The 17,838-nt window shown below is 71.2% G+C and carries 14 protein-coding genes; 8 read left to right on the plus strand and 6 right to left on the minus strand.

Annotated features, from left to right (window positions below; all coding sequences use genetic code 11):
• A partial coding sequence (locus ACFQ4O_RS07840) for an SPOR domain-containing protein (RefSeq protein WP_378775144.1) occupies positions 1 to 368 on the plus strand: 368 nt, incomplete at its 5' end.
• Positions 369 to 383: 15 nt separating this feature from the next.
• On the opposite strand, the gene ACFQ4O_RS07845 is transcribed toward ACFQ4O_RS07840, so the two are convergent.
• Positions 384 to 1,028: a J domain-containing protein gene (locus ACFQ4O_RS07845; RefSeq protein WP_378775145.1), complete on the minus strand. Its 645-nt coding sequence runs from the start codon at positions 1,026 to 1,028 to the stop codon at positions 384 to 386.
• On the opposite strand from ACFQ4O_RS07845, the gene panC reads away from it, so the two are divergent.
• The gene (gene panC / locus ACFQ4O_RS07850; protein WP_378775146.1) at positions 1,027 to 1,887 is read left to right on the plus strand and encodes a pantoate--beta-alanine ligase; all 861 of its coding nucleotides are present in this window, start codon (positions 1,027 to 1,029) and stop codon (positions 1,885 to 1,887) included. The genes ACFQ4O_RS07845 and panC overlap by 2 nt on opposite strands.
• Before the next feature lie 74 nt (positions 1,888 to 1,961).
• On the plus strand, positions 1,962 to 2,510 hold the full coding sequence (locus ACFQ4O_RS07855; protein WP_378775147.1) for a rhodanese-like domain-containing protein: 549 nt from the start codon (positions 1,962 to 1,964) through the stop codon (positions 2,508 to 2,510).
• 75 nt (positions 2,511 to 2,585) lie between these two features.
• Here the strand turns inward: ACFQ4O_RS07855 and ACFQ4O_RS07860 are convergent, their stop codons facing one another.
• Complete coding sequence (locus tag ACFQ4O_RS07860; RefSeq protein WP_378775148.1) at positions 2,586 to 2,981, minus strand: DoxX family protein; 396 nt, start codon at positions 2,979 to 2,981, stop codon at positions 2,586 to 2,588.
• A 215-nt stretch (positions 2,982 to 3,196) separates the two neighbouring features.
• On the opposite strand from ACFQ4O_RS07860, the gene ACFQ4O_RS07865 reads away from it, so the two are divergent.
• Complete coding sequence (locus ACFQ4O_RS07865; RefSeq protein WP_378775149.1) at positions 3,197 to 3,490, plus strand: BrnA antitoxin family protein; 294 nt, start codon at positions 3,197 to 3,199, stop codon at positions 3,488 to 3,490.
• Between the two features lie 189 nt (positions 3,491 to 3,679).
• Here ACFQ4O_RS07865 and ACFQ4O_RS07870 read toward each other — a convergent pair whose 3' ends face one another.
• From ACFQ4O_RS07870 to ACFQ4O_RS07885, 4 genes are all read right to left on the minus strand, one after another.
• On the minus strand, positions 3,680 to 8,008 hold the full coding sequence (locus ACFQ4O_RS07870) for a M10 family metallopeptidase C-terminal domain-containing protein (protein ID WP_378775150.1): 4,329 nt from the start codon (positions 8,006 to 8,008) through the stop codon (positions 3,680 to 3,682).
• 414 nt (positions 8,009 to 8,422) lie between these two features.
• The gene (locus ACFQ4O_RS07875) at positions 8,423 to 9,466 is read right to left on the minus strand and encodes a YcjF family protein (protein WP_378775151.1); all 1,044 of its coding nucleotides are present in this window, start codon (positions 9,464 to 9,466) and stop codon (positions 8,423 to 8,425) included.
• A gap of 12 nt (positions 9,467 to 9,478) precedes the next feature.
• Positions 9,479 to 10,954, minus strand: coding sequence for a YcjX family GTP-binding protein (locus tag ACFQ4O_RS07880; protein ID WP_378775152.1), 1,476 nt, complete (start codon positions 10,952 to 10,954; stop codon positions 9,479 to 9,481).
• Positions 10,951 to 11,478, minus strand: coding sequence for a SixA phosphatase family protein (locus ACFQ4O_RS07885; protein WP_378775153.1), 528 nt, complete (start codon positions 11,476 to 11,478; stop codon positions 10,951 to 10,953). The genes ACFQ4O_RS07880 and ACFQ4O_RS07885 overlap by 4 nt, the downstream gene beginning before the upstream one ends.
• Positions 11,479 to 11,820: 342 nt before the next feature.
• On the opposite strand from ACFQ4O_RS07885, the gene ACFQ4O_RS07890 reads away from it, so the two are divergent.
• The 4 genes from ACFQ4O_RS07890 to ACFQ4O_RS07905 all read left to right on the plus strand — a co-directional run.
• Positions 11,821 to 12,186, plus strand: coding sequence for an Hpt domain-containing protein (locus ACFQ4O_RS07890; RefSeq protein ID WP_271204066.1), 366 nt, complete (start codon positions 11,821 to 11,823; stop codon positions 12,184 to 12,186).
• Positions 12,187 to 12,342: 156 nt separating this feature from the next.
• Complete coding sequence (locus ACFQ4O_RS07895) at positions 12,343 to 12,663, plus strand: 2Fe-2S iron-sulfur cluster-binding protein (protein WP_378775154.1); 321 nt, start codon at positions 12,343 to 12,345, stop codon at positions 12,661 to 12,663.
• Positions 12,664 to 12,956: 293 nt separating this feature from the next.
• Entirely contained in the window at positions 12,957 to 13,913 is a 957-nt protein-coding gene (locus ACFQ4O_RS07900) for a GGDEF domain-containing response regulator (RefSeq protein ID WP_378775155.1), read from the plus strand.
• 286 nt (positions 13,914 to 14,199) lie between these two features.
• Positions 14,200 to 17,838, plus strand: a 3,639-nt coding sequence (locus ACFQ4O_RS07905) for an apolipoprotein A-IV repeat region-like domain-containing protein (protein WP_378775156.1), incomplete at its 3' end; no start/stop codon positions are given.

Consider the following 17,838-nt stretch of genomic DNA (forward strand, 5'->3'; position numbering starts at 1 on the left):
CGCTGGCCTACGCCGAGCCAGACGCCGCCCCGGCGCCGATCCGCACGCCGCGCTCCGGCGCCAGCCGGGCCGACATCGAGGGCGCGCCCAAGGTCGCCCCGGCGACCGAGCCGCAGAACACCCGCCGGGGCTGGCAGATCCAGATCGGCGCCACCACCGAGGCCGACAAGGCCAAGGCCCTGCTCTCCGACGCCAAGTCCAAGGCCGGACGCGCGCTCGCCTCGGCGGAAGCGTTCACCGAGGTCTACGCCAAGGGCGACACCACGTTCTACCGCGCGCGCTTCGCCGGCCTGAACGAGAAGACCGCCGACGCAGCCTGCAAGGCGCTCAAGCGCAGCGCCATGAGCTGCTTCGCGATCAAGAACTGACGGCGGGGCGGGAGGTCAGCGATGGCTCGTCCGCGTGAGCAGGTCTCTGGCGGCGTTGACGCGCGCCGCGAGCGCCGCCGTCCCCCCCTGGTCGGGATGGACTTTCTTCATCAGCGCCCGATGCGCACGGACGATCTCTTCCGCCGTGGCGCCCGGCTGCAGGCCAAGGATCTGATACGCCTCCTGCTCCGTCATTACGGCCGAGCCGCGGACGCCCCGTCCGCCGCCCCCTTGGCCGCGCCGCGGGTCGCCATCCGTCTCGACGTCTGGACCCCGACCGGACGCCGTGCCGCGACCGTCACCTGGGAACCGCGCTGAGCCTGCCCGGCGCGTGGCCGCCCCGGCGCCCATGCCGAGCGCTCCGAGCCCCATCAGCAACATGCCCGGCGTCACCTTGCCGGTGAGCGTCATGACGAGCCCGAGCGCCCAGGCCGCCCACGCCGCCCAGCGCAGCGCCTTCGCCGCCTCCGACGGGCGGGCCTTGACCAGGATCCGCCCAAGGGCGATCGCCCCCGCCAGCGCCATGGCGCCCAACACCAACCAAATCATCACACGCGCGGTCTCCGGCCGCCGCGGGCGCGCCGTGGCGTCCGCGTTCCTATCCTGATAAGCCGCTGCCGCGAAAGCGGAGGTTCGCTCCGCCAGATCGGAGCCGCCCATGCCCGCCCCAGCCGTCGCCGCCACCGTCGTCGACCTGCGCGCCCGGATCGCGTCCTGGCGCGCGGCCGGCGAGCGCGTCGCGCTCGTGCCCACCATGGGGGCGCTGCATCCGGGCCATCTGTCGCTGGTGGAGCAGGCGAGCAAGGCCGCCGACCGGGTTGTGGTCTCGATTTTCGTGAACCCGACCCAGTTCGCGCCGACCGAGGACCTCGCCACCTATCCCCGCGATCTCGACGGCGATCTCGCCAAGCTCGCGACCGTGCGGACCGATCTGGTGTTCGCGCCGACGCCGCAGGAGATGTATCCGGACGGGGCCGGCACCGTCGTCACCGTGGGCGGCCCCTCCGCCGGGCTCGAGAGTGACGCCCGGCCGCACTTCTTCGCGGGCGTCGCGACCGTCGTCTCCAAGCTGCTGATCCAGGTCGGGCCGGACGTCGCCGTGTTCGGCGAGAAAGATTTCCAGCAGCTCGCCGTGATCCGGCGGCTGGTCCGTGATCTCCATTTGCCGGTCGAGATCCTCTCCGGCGCGACGCTGCGGGAGGACGACGGCCTCGCCATGTCGTCCCGCAACGTCTACCTCTCCCCGGAGGATCGCCAGCGCGCCCCGGCGCTGCACCGCGCGCTTGAGCGCGCCGCGGCGCGGATCGCGGCCGGCGAGGACGCCGACGCGGCGCTCGAGGAGGCGCGGGGCGAGATCACGGCCGCCGGCTTCGTCATCGACTATGTGGCGCACCGCGACGCGGCCACGCTCGGACAGCCTCAGGACGGACGTCCTGCGCGCCTTCTGGTCGCCGCGCGCATCGCTCGCGTGCGCCTTATTGACAACGTGCCGGTGTCGCCGAAAGGACAAAATCCTTAAGTCGAATGGAACATCAGGCAGCGGCGTCGGTTATCCTCACGCATAAGAAACGCTGCTTCGCGAGGAAAACGCGCATGGTCTCAACTGCGCTCGCCAACGCGCCCTCATCAACCGGCCTGTCGTCCGCCGTCCGTTCTCTCGGACGCCGCCGCAAGACGGTCGCGCCCCGGCGCGCCCCGCCGCTGGTGGTCGAAGCCCGCGACGCCATCGCCATGAACCGGCGCGGCGAGGCGAAGTTCATCGATCTGCGCGATTGGGAGGTCTTGGATCGCACCGGCTGGATCAGCGAGTCGCTGCATTGCCCGCCCGGCGAGTTCGCCGCGATCGTCGATCCGGCGAGCCCGCTTCACAACCGGCTGTTCGAGCCCGGCCAGACGCTGGTGTTCTATGGCGGACCGAAGACCGCCCCTCTGGCCGCGGCCCGCAAGGCGCGGGCGCTTGGCCTGAAAGCCCTTGTGCTGCGCGGTGGCTTTCGCGCCTGGCGCGACGCGGGCGGCCGCATCGCTGGTCATCCGAACAGCCCCATGCCGGTGCTGAAGTCGTCGTTTCGGCAGGCCTATCGCTTCACCATGGCCGGCGTGCGCAAGCGCCTTGCGCGCCTGAAGCGGGCCGTCGCCGGCTGAGGCGCGATATCGACCGGCTTGAAGAACAAAAAAGGGCGCGACGGAGGTCGCGCCCTTTTTTGCATTCGCAGGCGGTCAGGCCGCCGACGACCGGCGCGCGGCGTCCACGCTCCAGGGGCCGGGGCCCGCGAAGAAGATGTAGAGGAACACGAAGGAGAACAGAATCGCGAGCTCGCCCTTGTTCACGATCGGGTAGAAGCTCGATCCCGCGTGAGCGATGAAATAGGCCACCGCCATCATGCCCGACAGGATGAAGGCCACGGGCCGCGAGAACAGGCCGATCGCCAGCAGGGCGCCGCCGAACAGCTCCAGCACGCCCGCCGTGAGCGACAGCGGCGCCAGCTCGCCTCCATAGGCCACGGGGAAGTTCAGCAGCTTCACCGTGCCGTGCTGGATGAACAGCAGCGCGGCCATGATGCGAAGAAGACTGAGGACGCGGGGCGCCCAAGCGGTGAGAGCTGCGGTGTTCATGAAATCCTCCAGCGATTTGAACGTCGCGTGAGAGTAGTTTTATGTGGCGGCTCCCGCCTAGAGCGAGCGGCGCCGGCGTGATTTTGCATTCTCGCACGCCTGAGGACTGGCGCTCACACGATGTCGTGCGCAGACGCCAATCGTTCCAGGTTGCGCGCATCGAGACGACCGGCGACGCGTCGCGCATGGCGCCGCCCAACCGAAGGAGCTTTCCCATGGCCCGTCGCCCCCCCGACCCCCGCGCCGCGGCCGAAGCGGTGTTCCGCAGCCCTCGCCCGGCCGCGCCGCCTCCGCCCGCTCCCGCCGCCGCGCCGGGCGCCCGCGAGCAGGTGACGCTGCGCATCGACGTGGCGACGCTCGAGCACTTCCAGAACGGCGGCCGCGGCTGGCAGGATCGCATCAACGACGTGCTGCGGGAACATGCGCGCGCGGAAGGCGGCCTCGGCGCGGAGCCGCGCGCGGTCCCGGTCGAGCGCCTGTCCAGCGAGAACGACGACGGCGCCGGCTGAGATCGGCACTGCCGCGCCATGGCGTCTTGACGCCCCGCCGCCCCATGACGGAGATGGCGCGCGGGCGGGCCCGAACCTCAGGCCGTCCGGCACATGTCTTGAGGACAGAGCCTCAGCGACGCCTTAGACCGGTTGCGGCGCCCTGTCCGGAGCCGCAATCGCCAGATATCCCGAACAGCGTCGCCTTTGTCAGACCACCAGGAAATCGGCGTGCGTCAGCGCGACGCCCGTCCCGAGCGTGGCGAAACGGATCTGGTCCGCGCCGCCGGCGCCGTCCTCGTCGAAGAACAGCGCGCCTGACTGGGCATCAAAGATGATGCGGTCGAGCGCGTCGGCCGCAGCCGTTCCGCGCGTGAAAGCGCTTGCGGCGAGCGCGCCGAGCGACAGCCCGGTGAACACCGCGTCGTCGAGCTGGATCGTGTCGTCGGAAGCGGTGAAATCCGTGATCCGGTCGACATTCGAGGCGCCGAGCGCGGTGGAGAAGACGAAGATGTCCTGCCCGCGACCTCCGGTCAGGAGGTCCGCGCCGCCCTTGCCGTCCAGCACATTGGCCGCGTTGTTGCCGAGCAGCGTGTTCGCGCCCGCCTCGCCGGTGCCGTTGATCGAAGATGGCCCGCGCAGCCGCAGCGTCTCCACATGGGCCGACAACGTGTAGGACACGGAACTGTCCACGACGTCCAGGCCGCCGTCAGCGGCCTCGGTCACCCGATCTTGCGCATGATCGACGACGTATCTGTCGTTGCCGCCGAAGCCACGCAGGTCGTCCGCGCCGCCTCCGCCGTCAAGCACGTTGCCGGCCTCATTGCCAATAATGATGTTCTTGGCCTCGTTGCCCACGGCCTTGAGCGCCGCGGTCCCCATCATCCGCAGGTTCTCGACGTTCGCCGACAGCGTCACGTCGGCCCAGGCCTCCACGCGGTCGACGCCGCCGCCGGCGGCCTCCGTGACGCGGTCGCCGATGTGATCGATCACGTAGGTGTCGTTGCCGCCGAAGCCGCGCAGGTCGTCCGCGCCGCCGCCGCCGTCGAGCACGTTGCCGGCCTCGTTGCCGACAATGATGTTCTTGGCCTCGTTGCCCACGGCCTTGAGCGCTGCGGTCCCCATCATCCGCAGGTTCTCGACGTTCGCCGACAGCGTCACGTCAGCCCAGGCCTCCACGCGATCGACGCCGCCGCCGGCGGCTTCCACGATCACATCGCCGGCGTCGTCCACCACGTAGGAATCGTTCCCGGCGCCGCCGATAAGCGTGTCCGCGCCGGCCTTGCCGTCGAGGCGGTTCGCCAGCGCGTTGCCGGTGAGGGTGTTGGCAAGCGCGTTGCCGCTTCCATTGACGGCGGCGCCCAGCAGGACCAGCGCCTCCACATTCGCCGCCAGCGTGTGGTTGACGGAGGCGCGGACGGTGTCCGCGCCCTGGCCCGCGGCCTCCACCACCACGTCGTCGGCGTCGTCGACCACATAACTATCGTTCCCGCGTCCGCCGATGAGAGTGTCCGCCCCGGCGCCGCCGTCGAGTACGTTGGCGCCGCTTCCGCCCGTCAGCCGGTTCGCCAGCGCGTTGCCGGTCAGGTCGAACGCCGTCGACAGCCCGATCTGGCCGTTTTCGATTTCCGAGCCAAGGACATAGGAGGTCGCTGCGATGGCGTTTGGAGAGCCTTTGACGGGCGAGCCGATCACCACCGTGTCGGTTCCGCCGGAGCCCCGGCTCGTCTCGTCCACGGTGTCGAACACGGCGATGGGCCGCCCCTTCGGGCCGGGGATCAGGGTCGTGTCCGCCAGCACGTAGACGTCGTCGCCGGCGCCGCCGATCAGCGTGTCCAGCCCGAGGCCGCCGAACAGCCAGTCCGCGCCGTCGCCGCCGCTCAGCGTGTTGGCGGCGACGTTGCCCGTCAGCCGGTTGTCGAGCGCGTTGCCGGCGAGGTTACCGCTGCCGGCGCCCGTCAGCTCCCCGTTCTCGAAATTGGCCCGCAGCGTGTAGCCGGCCGCGTTCGGCAGGGCCACGCGCACCGTGTCCACGCCCGCGTCCGCCTCTTCGGACACGCTGTCGTGGGAAACGCTCGTGAAGCCGTTGAAAAGAAAGGTGCGGTAGTCGGAGAGCACATAGACGTCGTCGCCAAGCCCGCCCTGCAGCGTGTCCACGCCGAGGCCGCCGTTCAGCAGGTCGTCGCCCTCGCCGCCGATCAGCGTGTTGCTCGCAGCGTTGCCGGTGAGCTGGTTCGCCAGCGCGTTGCCGGTGAGGTTGAAGTCGTCCGCGCCCTCGATCACGCCGTTTTCCACATTGGCGCCGAGGGTGTAGCCGCTGAGCTGCGAGCCGGCGGCGCGAATGCGCACCGTGTCGGTCCCGCCGTCCACGTCTTCGGTCACGCTATCGTAGCGCCAGAAGCGGTAGGTGAACTGCCCGATGCGGGTGGAGACGAGGTTGTAGTCCGCGAGGATGTAGGTGTCGTCGCCCGCGCCGCCGATCAGATCGTCCACGCCCAAGCCGCCGTCCAGCCGGTCCGCGCCGGCCTGGCCGGACAGGGTGTTGGCCGCGACGTTGCCGGTGAGCCGGTTCGACAGCTCGTTGCCGGAGAGCGCGAAGTCGCCCTCGCCCACCACCACGCCCGCCTCCACATTGGCGCTGAGCGTGTAGCCGGTTCCGAACATGTCGCTGGTGCGCTGGACATGGACGGTGTCGTAGCCGCCGTTCACATCCTCCTGCACCGCGTCGTAGCTCATGATGAAGAAGCCGGCGGCGGTCGGCCGCCCGGACTGGCTGAACAGCTCGTAGGTGTCGTCGCCTGCGCCGCCGATCAGCGTGTCGTAACCGCCGCCCCCGTTCAGGAGATCGGCGCCGGTGGAGCCGGTGAGGGTGTTGGCGAGCGTGTTGCCGAAGCCCGCCCGCGCGCCGCCCATCAGCTTCAGATTCTCCACATGGGCGCTGAGCACGTAGTCCACATAGGCCTCGACGGTGTCGACGCCCTGGTCCTCTCCCTCGCTGACGACGTCATAGACGTTGTCGACCACATAGGTGTCGCCGCCCGCGCCGCCGGCCATGTAGTCGGCGCCCTCGCCGCCATCGAGCCGGTTGGCGAGGAAATTGCCGTAGAGCGACTGTGAGCCCGCTCCCGCCGAGCCGCGAAACGCGAGGCCCGACAGCCGCAGCACTTCGAAATTCGCGGCGAGCGTCCAGTTCACACTGGACACGACGGTGTCGTAGCCCGCGCCGAGGTTCTCGGAAATGAAGTCGCTTCCGTCGATGTAATAGGTGTCGTCGCCGACGCCGCCATACATGGAATCGCCGCCCTCGCCGCCCCTGAGGACGTCGTTTCCACTCTCGCCGTACAGAGTGTCGCCGCCGGCGCCGCCCACCAGCGTGTCGTTCCCATCCCCGCCGAAGAGCCAGTCGCCCGCGTCGCCGCCGTCCAGCTGGTCGTCGCCGCCGAGGCCGTACAGGATGTCGAAGCCTCCGTTGCCCACCAGCCGGTTCGCGACCTGATTGCCGGTGATCCGGTCGGCGCCGGAGCCGCCGGTCGCGTTTTCGATCAGCGAGCGCGTGTCGTTGTTGAAGAGCTTCGCGTTGGCGATGCTGCCCTGGGCGAAGTAATTGACCGTGGTCCCCGACGCGTCCTTGTACTGGCCGAGATAGGCGCGCTGACCGTCGGCCGGCGTGGACCATCGCCCGGCGCCGAGGTCGACCACTGTCCCGGTCGTGTAATTCGAGAAGTCATACGTGTCGACGCCGCCGCCATCCCAGATGGTGCGGAAGATGGCGTTGGTGTTCGGCGCGCCCTGCCCCACGCCGTCGACGAACATCTCGCCGGTGGTGGCGCTGAAACTGTAAGTGGTGTTTCCGCTGTTGGTTCCGTAGTCCGCGCCGTACATGTATTGCAGCGTCGCGATGTCGTTCATCATCAGCGACTGCGGCAATTCATAGGTCGATCTGACGTCGCCGGTCAGCGGGCTGGCCCGGTAGGTCATGATCGACCATTCCTGCCCGTTCTCGCCCGCAGGCAGCTCCGGGAAGGTCACGCCGTGGCTTTTCAGTTCGGCGTGGCCGTGCTTCAGGCCGAAGTTGTGGCCGACTTCATGGGCTATGCCGGCGGCGAAACCGAAGCTGCCGATGGTCGGGGCGTTGTAGTTGCTGGTGTTGTACCAGGAATCGCCCTGCTGATAGCCGTTGTAGCGGGACGGGTCCGGCGGGTTCGCTTCGGCCGAATCGTTGGAGCCTCCGGGCCGGTGCGCCCGATCGTCCATGCCGCCGTAATTGATGCTGGTCGCCATGCCGAAGCGGAAGTCGGCGGAGCCGCCGTCCTCAACGAACTGGACAGTAAGCCCCGACACCGAGGCCACTTGGTTCATGATGTAATGGACGGCGGTCTGCTGGGCGGCGTTGAACGCCTGAAAGCCGTCGATGGCTTTGTAGCTGGCGTAGTCGGCGACGGCGTCCGGGAAACCGTAAGTGATGTTCGTGCCGTCGACGCGATACCCCCACAGGACACCGTCGATCGACGCATCCCCCGACTTGCCCACCTCGGCCATGACTTCCCCCTGACGTTACCCGTCAGGATGGACCATACCAAAAAGAGCCACAAGGGCGAACGCCGGCGTCACCGCCGAACTTTGGTTGCAACCAGGGTCGGGGACGGCGCTCGCGTCCGTACGGGAGAGGCGGCGCAGGCGAGGCGTGAAACCGACGCACGGACAGGTGGATAGGCGAAACGGTTCGCGCGCTCTCTGAGGATCGGTCCGTTGATCGCCGGCGCACGTCCCGCCACCCCCGTCATGCCCGCGCGGCACGCGCGGTATCCACGACTTTCCCCTCCACGAAGGCTTGCGCGTGTCCAGTCGTGGATGCCCGAGACAAGCTCGGGCATGACGGACTGAGAGGCGGCGCGAACAGGCCGGATCAGCGCGGTCGCGTTCCCCTGCGCCGACGCGCCTGCGAGCCGTGCGTCAGGCCTTCGGCGAGGCGGTGTCGAACAGGTTGCCGGCGACCGAGCGGACGGTCGGCGGGGCGCGTTCGATGAAGGGCAGCGGGCGGCAGACCGCCATGGCGGCGAGACCCACGCGGGCGGTGAGCAGGCCGTTCAGCACGCCCTCGCCGAGCCGCGCGGACAGGCGCGCGGCGAGGCCGTGGCCGACCACCTGCTCCAGCAGCCCGTCGCCGACGCCCATGCCGCCGGTGACGCCGAGATGCGCGCCCACGTGCTTGGCGAGCTTGAGGAAGCCCAGCGCGCCCGGACGGCCGCCATAGATCGCGCCGACCCGGCGGATCAGGCGCACAGACTCGATCAGCACCACGCCCACGTCGATCAGCGCGCGGGGCGAGACCGCCGTCACCACCGACACCCGCTTGGCCGCGCCCGCGATGGCGCGGGTGGCCTCGGCGTCGAGCGCGGTCATCAGCTCCCGCTCGGCGATGCGCAGGCGGTCGGAGCCGTCGACGATCTCGTCGCGATGGGCGGCGATGGCGGCGCGCGCGCGCGCGGTCTCCGGCCGGCCGGCGTAAAGCGCGACCACCTCGTCCACCACCTTGCGCGCGGCGCTGGCGTCGTCGCTCACATGGGCGGCGCCGCCCGCGGCGCGCAGGACCTCGATCCGGCCGAGCCGCATCAGCGCAGCCCCCTCCCGCGCGATGATGGCGACGCCGGCGGCCGTCGCCAGAACGGCGAGTCCGAGGGCGAACCAGCCGAGCAGATCGGAGCGGGCGAACAGGTCCTCCACCACCCGCGTGGCCCACAGCCCGAGCGCCAAACTGCCGAGCGCGCCGAGCGCGCCCCAGAACAGCGCGCCGAGCGACGGCAGGCTGCGCTTCGGCCGGGGCGCGGGCGCGACCGTCGCCGGTTCGCCCGCCTCGAACGCGTCGGGCTGCGAGGTCAGCACCACGCCGCCGCGGGCGGTCGCCACCGTCTCGTCCGGCGCGGCCATGACGACGGACGGATCGTTGAGGCGGAACGCCGCCGGGCGGCGCGGGGTGTGGGCGGAATCATCGGTCATGCGCAACGGTCCTCAGATCAGCGCGTCGCCGATCAGGAATTCGATCGTCCGGTCGAGGCGGATGTGGGGCAGATGGACCACGCCGCGCTCCGGCGCCAGCCGGGGCGGCCGGAACTTGATGAAGCGCAGGTCGCCGCCGTCTTCGCTCTGGGCGCGACCGCGATAGCCGTCGGCGCGCAGCGCGACCTCCGGGTCGGCCGGCAGGTCGCCGGGGAACACGGCGATCTCCTCCTCCCCGTCGAAGGTCTGGCCGTTGGAGCGCTCGCCCTTTTCGGGCACGCCGACGATGACAGGAAGCTCGTCCCGCCCCTGCCGGGCCATGGCCTCGCGGGTGGCGCGCACCGCCGCCAGCGCCACCACGTCCACGGCGGCGCCGTCGAACTCGGCGCGCTCGATGGCGCGTCCCACCAGCCGGCGCAGGATGGCCTCCAGCCGGTCGTGGCTGGTGTGGTGCAGGTGATCGGCCTTGGTGGCGGCGAACAGCAGCCGGTCCACCTTGGGGCGGAACAGGCTGGTGAGCCACGAGTTGCGGCCGTGCCGGAAGGCGCCCAGCACGTCGGTCAGCGCGGTTTCGAGATCCGCCACCGCCTCGGGGCCGGCGTTCAGCGCGGCGAGCGCGTCCACCAGCACCACCTGCCGGTCGAGCCGCGCGAAATGGTCCCGGAAGAACGGCTTCACCACATGGGCGAGATAGCTCTCGTAGCGCCGCTCCATCATGGCCCAGAGCGAGCCCGCAGGCGGCGCGCCCTCCGCCGGCACGTCGAGCGGCGCGAAGGTGAGCGCGGGGCTGCCGTCGAGGTCGCCCGGCATCAGGAACCGCCCCGGCGGCAGGGTGGACAGCGCCACCCGCTCCGAGCGCCCGGCGATCAGATAGGCGCGGAACAGGTCGGCGGAGACGCGGGCGTCGGTTTCGTCGGCGGGCGCGGACGGATCGAGCGAGGCGAGATGGGCGCGCCAGGCCGCGGCGAGCGGCGCGCGGGTGCGCCCTTCGGAGGCGGCCAGCGTCTTGCGCGACCAGGTGCGGAAATCCTGCGACAGCAGCGCCAGATCGAGCAGCCACTCGCCGGGATAGTCGACGATATCGAGCGTCAGCCGGCGGCCGGGCTTCTGGCGGCTGAGAAAGCCCGAGCGGCTCTCGAAATCCACCACCACCCGCAGTTCTGAGATGCGGCGGGTGCCCTCCGGCCAGCGGCGGTCGGGCCCGGTGAGCGCGGCGAGATGGCTCTCCACCTCGAAGCGCGGCACCGTGTCGTCGGGCTGGGGCGCGAGCGCGGCCGAGGCGATGCGGCCCTCCGCATAGGCGCGGAAGGCCGGCAGCCGGCCGCCCTTGGTCAGGGCCTGCACCAGCGCGGTGAGGAACACGGTCTTGCCCGCGCGCGACAGGCCGGTGACGCCGAGCCGGATGGTGGGATCGAGCGTGCCCGATGCGGCGTCCAGCAGGCTGCGCGCGGCGATCCGCGCCTCATGCGCAAGGCTTTCGAACATCATTCCTCGCCGAGGCCGAGCATCTTCGGCGTCACGAAACGGTCGAGCCGGGCCGAGCCGGGCGCGAGCTCCGCCCAGCCGTCGAACGGCGCGTCGAGCACGGCGATAGCGCCCGTCGGGAACTTGGCCGCGATGGCGCGGCGCGCCTCCGGATCGCCGGAGCCGGCGAGGCGCTCGGTCAGGTCGGAGAGGCCCGGATTGTGGCCCACGATCATCAGCGTCTGCACCTCCGCGGGCGTGCGGCGCACGACCTCCAGCAGCGTGTCGTCCGACGCCTCGTAGATCTCGTCCAGGAAGGTGGCGGCGGGCGCAGGCGTGAAGGCGGCGCGGGCGAGGCTCCAGGTGCGCGTGGTGCGGATCGCCGTCGAGCACAGCACCAGATCCGGCCGGAAGCCGCGCCCCGCGAGCCAGGCGCCCATGGGCCCCGCGACCCGTCGTCCCCGCGGCGCCAGGCCGCGCTCATGGTCGGTCGCGGTCTCGCCGGTCCAGTCGGATTTGGCGTGACGGAAGAGAATCAGGCGTCGCATTTCGCTCCTTGCAGGACGTTGTGCCGCCGCGCCGGGGCGGCGAGCGGGGAAGTGGGATGTGGATCAGACTTTCTCAACCCTGTTCGTTCACCGCTCGGAAACCCTCTCGGGCTTTCTCTCGTGGGAGACGCGGTGAACGGCGGATGAACGGCCCGTTCGGATCGAGTTCAACGCGGCCGATGCATCCTCAGGATCGTGGCCCAAATGCCACGCCGTCGAAGAAGCTTTGGTGAACGTCGTTTTTCACCGTCCTGCCCAAGTTTGGTCATGGACGGCCATCAGTAACGAAGGGCCGTTCCGCGGCGTATCTCGCGGAAGTGGAGTGAAGTCATCGTGAGCATCATGGAACAGTATGAACAACGCGCGGGCGCCTCGCTCGCTGAGGCGATCGACGTCGCCCATCTCGCCCGCCAGACCCTTGGCGACCGCACCCTCGAGCGCGAGGTGCTGGAGCTTTTCCGCCGGCAGGCCCGCATCCTCCTCTTCCGCTTCGAGGCGCTGACCAACCCGGTCGAGCGCGCCGAAGTGGCGCACACCCTGAAGGGCTCGGCCCGGGGCGTGGGCGCCAACCGCGTCGCCTTCGCGGCCGAGGAGCTCGAGCGCGCCGCCAACGCCGGCGAGCCCACGGGCAAGGCGCTGGCCGAGGTCGCCGAGGCGATCGCGGAATGCGCCTCCGCCATCGAGCTGCGCTTCGGCTTCGACCGCTGATCGTTCGCACGCGCGCCACATCGTCCATGTCCGCACTCCCCCGCTGCGGGGCGTGGGCGCTGGCGCGCTTTCGCGAAACGTTCTAAGAGCCCGTCCGAAACGGGAGCGGACCGCTGACGGCGGGCGCCGCTCCCCGCGAGGAGGGACGGGCGCGCCATGGCCAGCATCACCTTCATCGACTCGTCCGGCGAAGAACGGGTCGTGGACGGCAAGGACGGCCAGACGGTGATGGAAGTCGCCGTCATCAACGACGTTCCGGGCATCGACGCCGATTGCGGCGGCGCCTGCGCCTGCGCCACCTGCCATGTCTATGTGGACGAGGCGTGGCGCGAGGCGGTCGGAGGGCCCGCTCCGATGGAAGAGGACATGCTGGACTTCGCCTACGACGTCCGGCCCAACAGCCGCCTCTCCTGCCAGATCAAGATCTCGCCCGCGCTCGACGGCCTGCGGGTGACGACGCCCGAACGGCAGGGCTGATCGCCGCGCTTCCAGACGACTGACGCCTGCACAGCGGCGCTCTCGCGCCCAGAGGCATGATGCGCTCGCGCGCTTTTTCCTTTACGCGCTGTACACGACGTCGGATCACTCTACCTTAGGTGGAAGGCGCGACCGCCTTTCGGGGCGAACGTTCTGCGCGTCGCCGGGGCGGGCCGCGGGACACGCGCGGAGCGCTCGACCCGAGACGGGCGCGCCGGTGTTCGGGCGCGTGAAGACGTGGGCGCGGCGGCCTCGTCCGCCGCGCGACCTCTTGATGTTGGAACGGCGGTGGCATGAAGATCGTCCTCGTTGACCCCAGCCGGCTCATCCTCAAAGTCACCTCGGGCTATCTGGCCGAGACCGGCTACGACGTCGTCGCCTTCACCGACGCCACGGAGGCGCTCGCCCATGTGCAGGCGGACGCGGAGGTGGAGGTTCTGGTGACGGGGCTGGAGCCTCACGGCCTGAGCGGGCTCGACCTGTGCCGCCTCGCCCGTGACTTCGTCGGCGCCCGCCGGGCGTTGCACGTGATCGTGATGTCGTCGTCCTCCGAAAGCCGCCGCATCGCCGAGGCGCTCGACGCCGGCGCCGACGATTTCATGAGCAAGCCCCCGGAGCCGGAGGAGTTTCTGGCGCGGCTCCGTGTCGCCGCCCGCGCCACCGCCGCCCAACGGGAGCTGCTGCGCCTCGCCACCGTCGACGGCCTCACGGGGCTGCTGAACCGCCGCGCCTTCTTCGAGGCCGCCGAACAGACGCCGGGGCAGGCCTGCTGCCTCACCATGTTCGACATCGACCGCTTCAAGCAGATCAACGACAGCTTCGGCCACGCGGCCGGCGACCGCGTGATCGCGGCGGTGGCCCGTGAGGCCGCGCGGCAAGGCGACGTGGCGGGCCGGCTAGGCGGCGAGGAGTTCGCGCTGGTCGTTCCGGAGCGGCGCCTCGCGGACGCGATCGACCTCTGCGAGGACCTGCGGGCGCGCATCGCCGCGCTGTCGTTTGCGGACATCCACAGGGATCTCGCCGCCACCTGCAGCTTCGGCGTGGTGGCGCGCGGCGAGGACGAGGACATCGGCGCCGCGCTCCAGCGCGCCGACATCGCGCTCTACGCCGCCAAGACCTCCGGCCGCAACCGCGTGGTGGCCGCCACCGCGCCGGGCGATCGCCGCACCATCGTCATGGATCGGGCGCGCCCGACATCCCATGGCGCGGAGGCGGCCCGGCAGGACAGGCCCTGCGTCCGCGAAGCCTGAGGCCCCAAACCTCCTAGAGTCTCTATATGGTGAACAAGGCGTTAACGACGTTTGCCAATCGTCGGATTCCACTGTTCTCTAGTCGCCTGAGGACCGGTAGCATCTGAAGCGTCGAAAACCGCGTCTGCGATCGCCTGATCGCGGCCGGGGTTCCGACGCGCCGGTGGCCACCGACGCAGCGGCTTTTGTTTGGCCGCGCCGCCCAAATCCGGGCTCCGCCGTGTGTTGGCGGGACCGGACCAAAGCGACCGATGTGTATGAGTGTACGGACGCGAGGCTAGAGACGATGGCGAATCCGCAATCAGCCAAGGACCCTGCCGAAGCGGCCCTTTCCGCCATCGAACAGGCGCTCAATCTGGTCGCTCCCGACGCCAAGGCGACGGTCGAGACGCCGAAGGCTCCCGAGGCCGCGCCCCAGGCGCCCCTCCCGGCGGCCCCCGAGACGCCGCCCCCGCCCTCCTCCGCCACGCCCGAACGTCGGCCGGACCGCGCCGCGCGCCGTGCGCCGGCCGCCAACGATGATGGCCGCTCCTTCGCCCACATCGTCTATGCGCTGCAGCGCAAGCCCTCGGGCACGCCCTTCCTGCTCGCCTCCGCCGCCTCCTTCGTCTGGGCCGCGCTCGGCGCCGCCTATGCGGTGCAGGTGGTCGGCCTCGGCTCGGGCGCGGTCGATCTCGCGGCGCCGGGCACGCAGGCCCATCTCGCGGCGCTCGCGGTCGGCGTGCTCGCGCCCATCGCCTTCTTCTTCATGATGGCCGCGCTGTCGTGGCGCGCGCAGGAGATGCGCATCGTCGCCCGCTCCATGACGGAGGTGGCGCTTCGCCTCACCGAACCGGAAAGCATCTCGACCGAAGCCGTCACCTCGCTCGGCCAGGCGGTGCGCCGCGAGGTCGCGGCCATGGGCGACGGCGTGGAGCGCGCCGTCAGCCGCGCCGGCGATCTCGAGTCGCTGGTGCGCGGCGAGGTCACGTCGCTGGAGCGCGCGTTCCACGACAACGAGGTGCGCATCCGCGCCCTGATCGGCGAGCTGCAGAGCCAGCGCGACGCCATTGAGGGCAACGCCGAACGCCTGCGCGGCGCGATCGCCGACGCCCACCAGTCGCTCGACCGCGACCTGACCGCCGCCTCCGCGCTGCTGGCCGCGAACATCGCCGAGACCGGCTCGCGCCTGTCCGAGCAGCTCGACGCCCGCGGCTTCGAGATCACCTCCTCCATCAATCAGGCCGGCGAAAGCGTGCTCACCGCGGTCGGCGCCCGGGGCGAGGATCTGGTGGGCCAGCTCACCGCCGCCGGCGCGACCATCGCCCGCTCCATCGAGGACGGCGCCGGCCGCTTCGCCGCCGAACTCGCGGACAAGAGCGACGCCGCCCGCGTGACGCTGAGCGAGGCCGGCGACCTGCTGTTCCGCACGCTCGACGAGCGCGCCATCCTCGTGGTCGATCGCCTCGCCGCCTCGGGCGTGGAGCTGGACGAGCGGCTGGCGCGCGTCAGCGAGCAGGTGTCGAGCGCGCTCGAAACCCGCGGCGACGCGGTCGCGGCCGAGATCGAGCGCTCCGGCGCGGCGACGCTGGAGGCGGTCGACAAGCGGTCGACGGACATCGTCACCCGTCTGGAGGCCTCGGGCGCGACCGTCGCCCAGACCTTCGGCCAGCGCGCGGACGACGTGCTCGGCGCGCTTGGAAGCGCGACCACCGATTTCGAACGCGCCTTCGACGAGCGCACGAAGGAGACGCTGGAGCGGATCTCCGGCCGGTCCGGCGAGACGCTGTCCGCGCTTCAGGCCACCGGCGACGCCATCACCACCTCGCTCGACGACAAGGCGCAGGCCATCGCCGGCCGCCTGTCCGAGCTGTCCTCGCGGGTCGTGGACGACCTCGCCCGGCGCGGAACGGAGGCGACCGACGCCCTGCGCGACGCGGGCGAGCGCGTGACCACCGACGTGCTGTCGCGCGCCGACGACGTGATCCGCACGGTGACCGAGCGCGCCGACGAGACCGGCGAGACGCTGCGCCGCGTCGGCGCCGACGTGGACCGCAGCCTCGCGGCCCGCGCCTCCGAGATGACCGACGGCGTGCGCGCCGCCGGCGACGACCTGCTCGAGCGTCTCGCCCAGCAGCAGGACAGCGTCGCCGCCCGCCTCGACGACACCAACGCCCAGCTGGTTGAGACGGTCGCCCTGCGCGTCGGCGACATCGCCGAGCGCATCTCCGACTCCGCCGCCCGCATGCACGAGGCGGTCACCGTCCATGGCGTCGATCTGGAGCGCCGCTTCGCCGAGGACGGCGAGCGTCTGGCGAGCCTGCTCGAAAGCCACGGCGACGAGATCTCTACCCGGATCGTGGCCGCCAGCGACCGCGTCCACGACGCGATCGTGGTGCGCAGCGGCGACGTGGAGCGCGACTTCGAGGCGGCGGGCGAGCGCATCGTCGGAGCGATCGAGGCGCGGTCGGTCGCGGCCCGCGAGACGCTGGAGGCGGCCTCCGTCGCGATCGGCGACATCATCGCCGAGCGCGGCGGCGCGCTCGTGACCCAGCTCGGCGACGTGGCCGAGCGCATTCACGAGGCGGTCGTCGCCCGCGGCGGCGATCTGGAGACCCGTCTGTCGGGCGCCGGCGTGCGCCTCGGCGACACCATCGACGAGCGCGCCAAGGCCGCCGAAGCGGCGTTCGACGCCTCCGCCGACCGCATCTCGGCCGGCGTGGAGCAGAAGCTCGCCGCCTTCGAGACGCGCCTGTCGGGCGTGCGCGCCTCCGTCGCCGAGACGCTGTCCGACCAGGGCGGCGCCCTCGCCGCCAACATCGCCGACGCCGCGGAGCGGCTGCACCAGACGGTGGCCGTGCGCGGCGCCGATCTGCAGCGCCGGTTCGCGACCTCCGGCAAGGCGCTGGACGCCAGCCTCGAAGCCCGCGCCACGGAAGTGGCCGGCCTGCTCGACGGCGTGGTGGAGCGGCTGTCGTCGCAGATCGACCTGCGCCTGCGCGCCTTCGAGGGCCAGCTGGCGGACGCCGGCGGCTCGGTCGGCGACATCATCGCCGAGCGCGGCGGCGCGCTCGTGGACACGCTGGGCGAAACCTCCGGTCGTCTGCACGACATCGTCGTGGTTCAGGGCGCGAATCTGGAGCAGCGGCTGGCGGAAGCCGGCGCGGCGCTCAGCGCCAGGTTCGAGGACAGCGCCAGCGCCACCGAAACCCGTCTCGACGCGGTGGCGAACCGCCTGTCCGGCGACGTGGAGACGAAGCTCTCCGCCTTCGAGACCCGCATCGGCGGCGTCACCGCCTCGGTCGCCGGCGTGCTGGCGGATCGCGGCGGCGAGCTGACCTCGGCCGTGACGGACGCGGCCGGCCGCAGGCCCGAGGCCGTGGTGCTGAGCGGCGGCCAGCTGCGCGACCGCCTGGAGCAGGCCGAGACCCGGCTTGCGGAGACCATCGCCGAGCGCACCGGCGCGGCGGAGACCGCGCTCGACGCGGCCGGCGAACGGCTGGGATCGGAGCTCGACCGCCGCATCGTCACGCTGGGCGCGCGCCTCGACGACGCCGGCTCCGGCATCGCGGACCGCCTCGCGGGCGAGGTGGAGAAGGCCGAGCGCATGCTCACCGACGCCGCCAGCCTCGTGGCCCTGCGCCTCGACGACGGCGCGAGCGCGGCCAAGGACACGCTCGGCGCCATCATCGCCGAGTTCGGCGCGACCCTCGACGCCCGCGTCGCGGACGTGCGCGAGCAGCTCCAGCGCTCCGGCGGCGACATCGGCCAGTCCATCGTCCAGCGCGGCGAAAAGCTGGCGGAGGCGCTCGCCGTCACCACCCGCACGCTGGGCGAGGAGATCACCGCCCGCGGCGGCGACGTGAACGACGCGCTCGCCCGCCAGCTCGCGGCGGTGGAGCGGGCCTTCGGCGCGGACGCCGACGGCGTCGTCACGCGCCTCACG

The organism is Methylopila musalis (assembly GCF_042679725.1).
Classification (GTDB): Bacteria; Pseudomonadota; Alphaproteobacteria; order Rhizobiales; family Methylopilaceae; genus Methylopila; species Methylopila musalis.

Coding starts and splice junctions, on each gene's coding strand:
- ACFQ4O_RS07855 (WP_378775147.1), top strand. CDS start 1,962: ATGGTCTCAACTGCGCTCGCCAACGCGCCCTCATCAACCGGCCTGTCG.
- ACFQ4O_RS07890 (WP_271204066.1), top strand. CDS start 11,821: ATGGAACAGTATGAACAACGCGCGGGCGCCTCGCTCGCTGAGGCGATC.
- ACFQ4O_RS07875 (WP_378775151.1), bottom strand. CDS start 9,466: ATGACCGATGATTCCGCCCACACCCCGCGCCGCCCGGCGGCGTTCCGC.
- ACFQ4O_RS07845 (WP_378775145.1), bottom strand. CDS start 1,028: ATGGGCGGCTCCGATCTGGCGGAGCGAACCTCCGCTTTCGCGGCAGCG.
- ACFQ4O_RS07885 (WP_378775153.1), bottom strand. CDS start 11,478: ATGCGACGCCTGATTCTCTTCCGTCACGCCAAATCCGACTGGACCGGC.
- ACFQ4O_RS07880 (WP_378775152.1), bottom strand. CDS start 10,954: ATGATGTTCGAAAGCCTTGCGCATGAGGCGCGGATCGCCGCGCGCAGC.
- panC (WP_378775146.1), top strand. CDS start 1,027: ATGCCCGCCCCAGCCGTCGCCGCCACCGTCGTCGACCTGCGCGCCCGG.
- ACFQ4O_RS07895 (WP_378775154.1), top strand. CDS start 12,343: ATGGCCAGCATCACCTTCATCGACTCGTCCGGCGAAGAACGGGTCGTG.
- ACFQ4O_RS07870 (WP_378775150.1), bottom strand. CDS start 8,008: ATGGCCGAGGTGGGCAAGTCGGGGGATGCGTCGATCGACGGTGTCCTG.
- ACFQ4O_RS07860 (WP_378775148.1), bottom strand. CDS start 2,981: ATGAACACCGCAGCTCTCACCGCTTGGGCGCCCCGCGTCCTCAGTCTT.
- ACFQ4O_RS07865 (WP_378775149.1), top strand. CDS start 3,197: ATGGCCCGTCGCCCCCCCGACCCCCGCGCCGCGGCCGAAGCGGTGTTC.
- ACFQ4O_RS07900 (WP_378775155.1), top strand. CDS start 12,957: ATGAAGATCGTCCTCGTTGACCCCAGCCGGCTCATCCTCAAAGTCACC.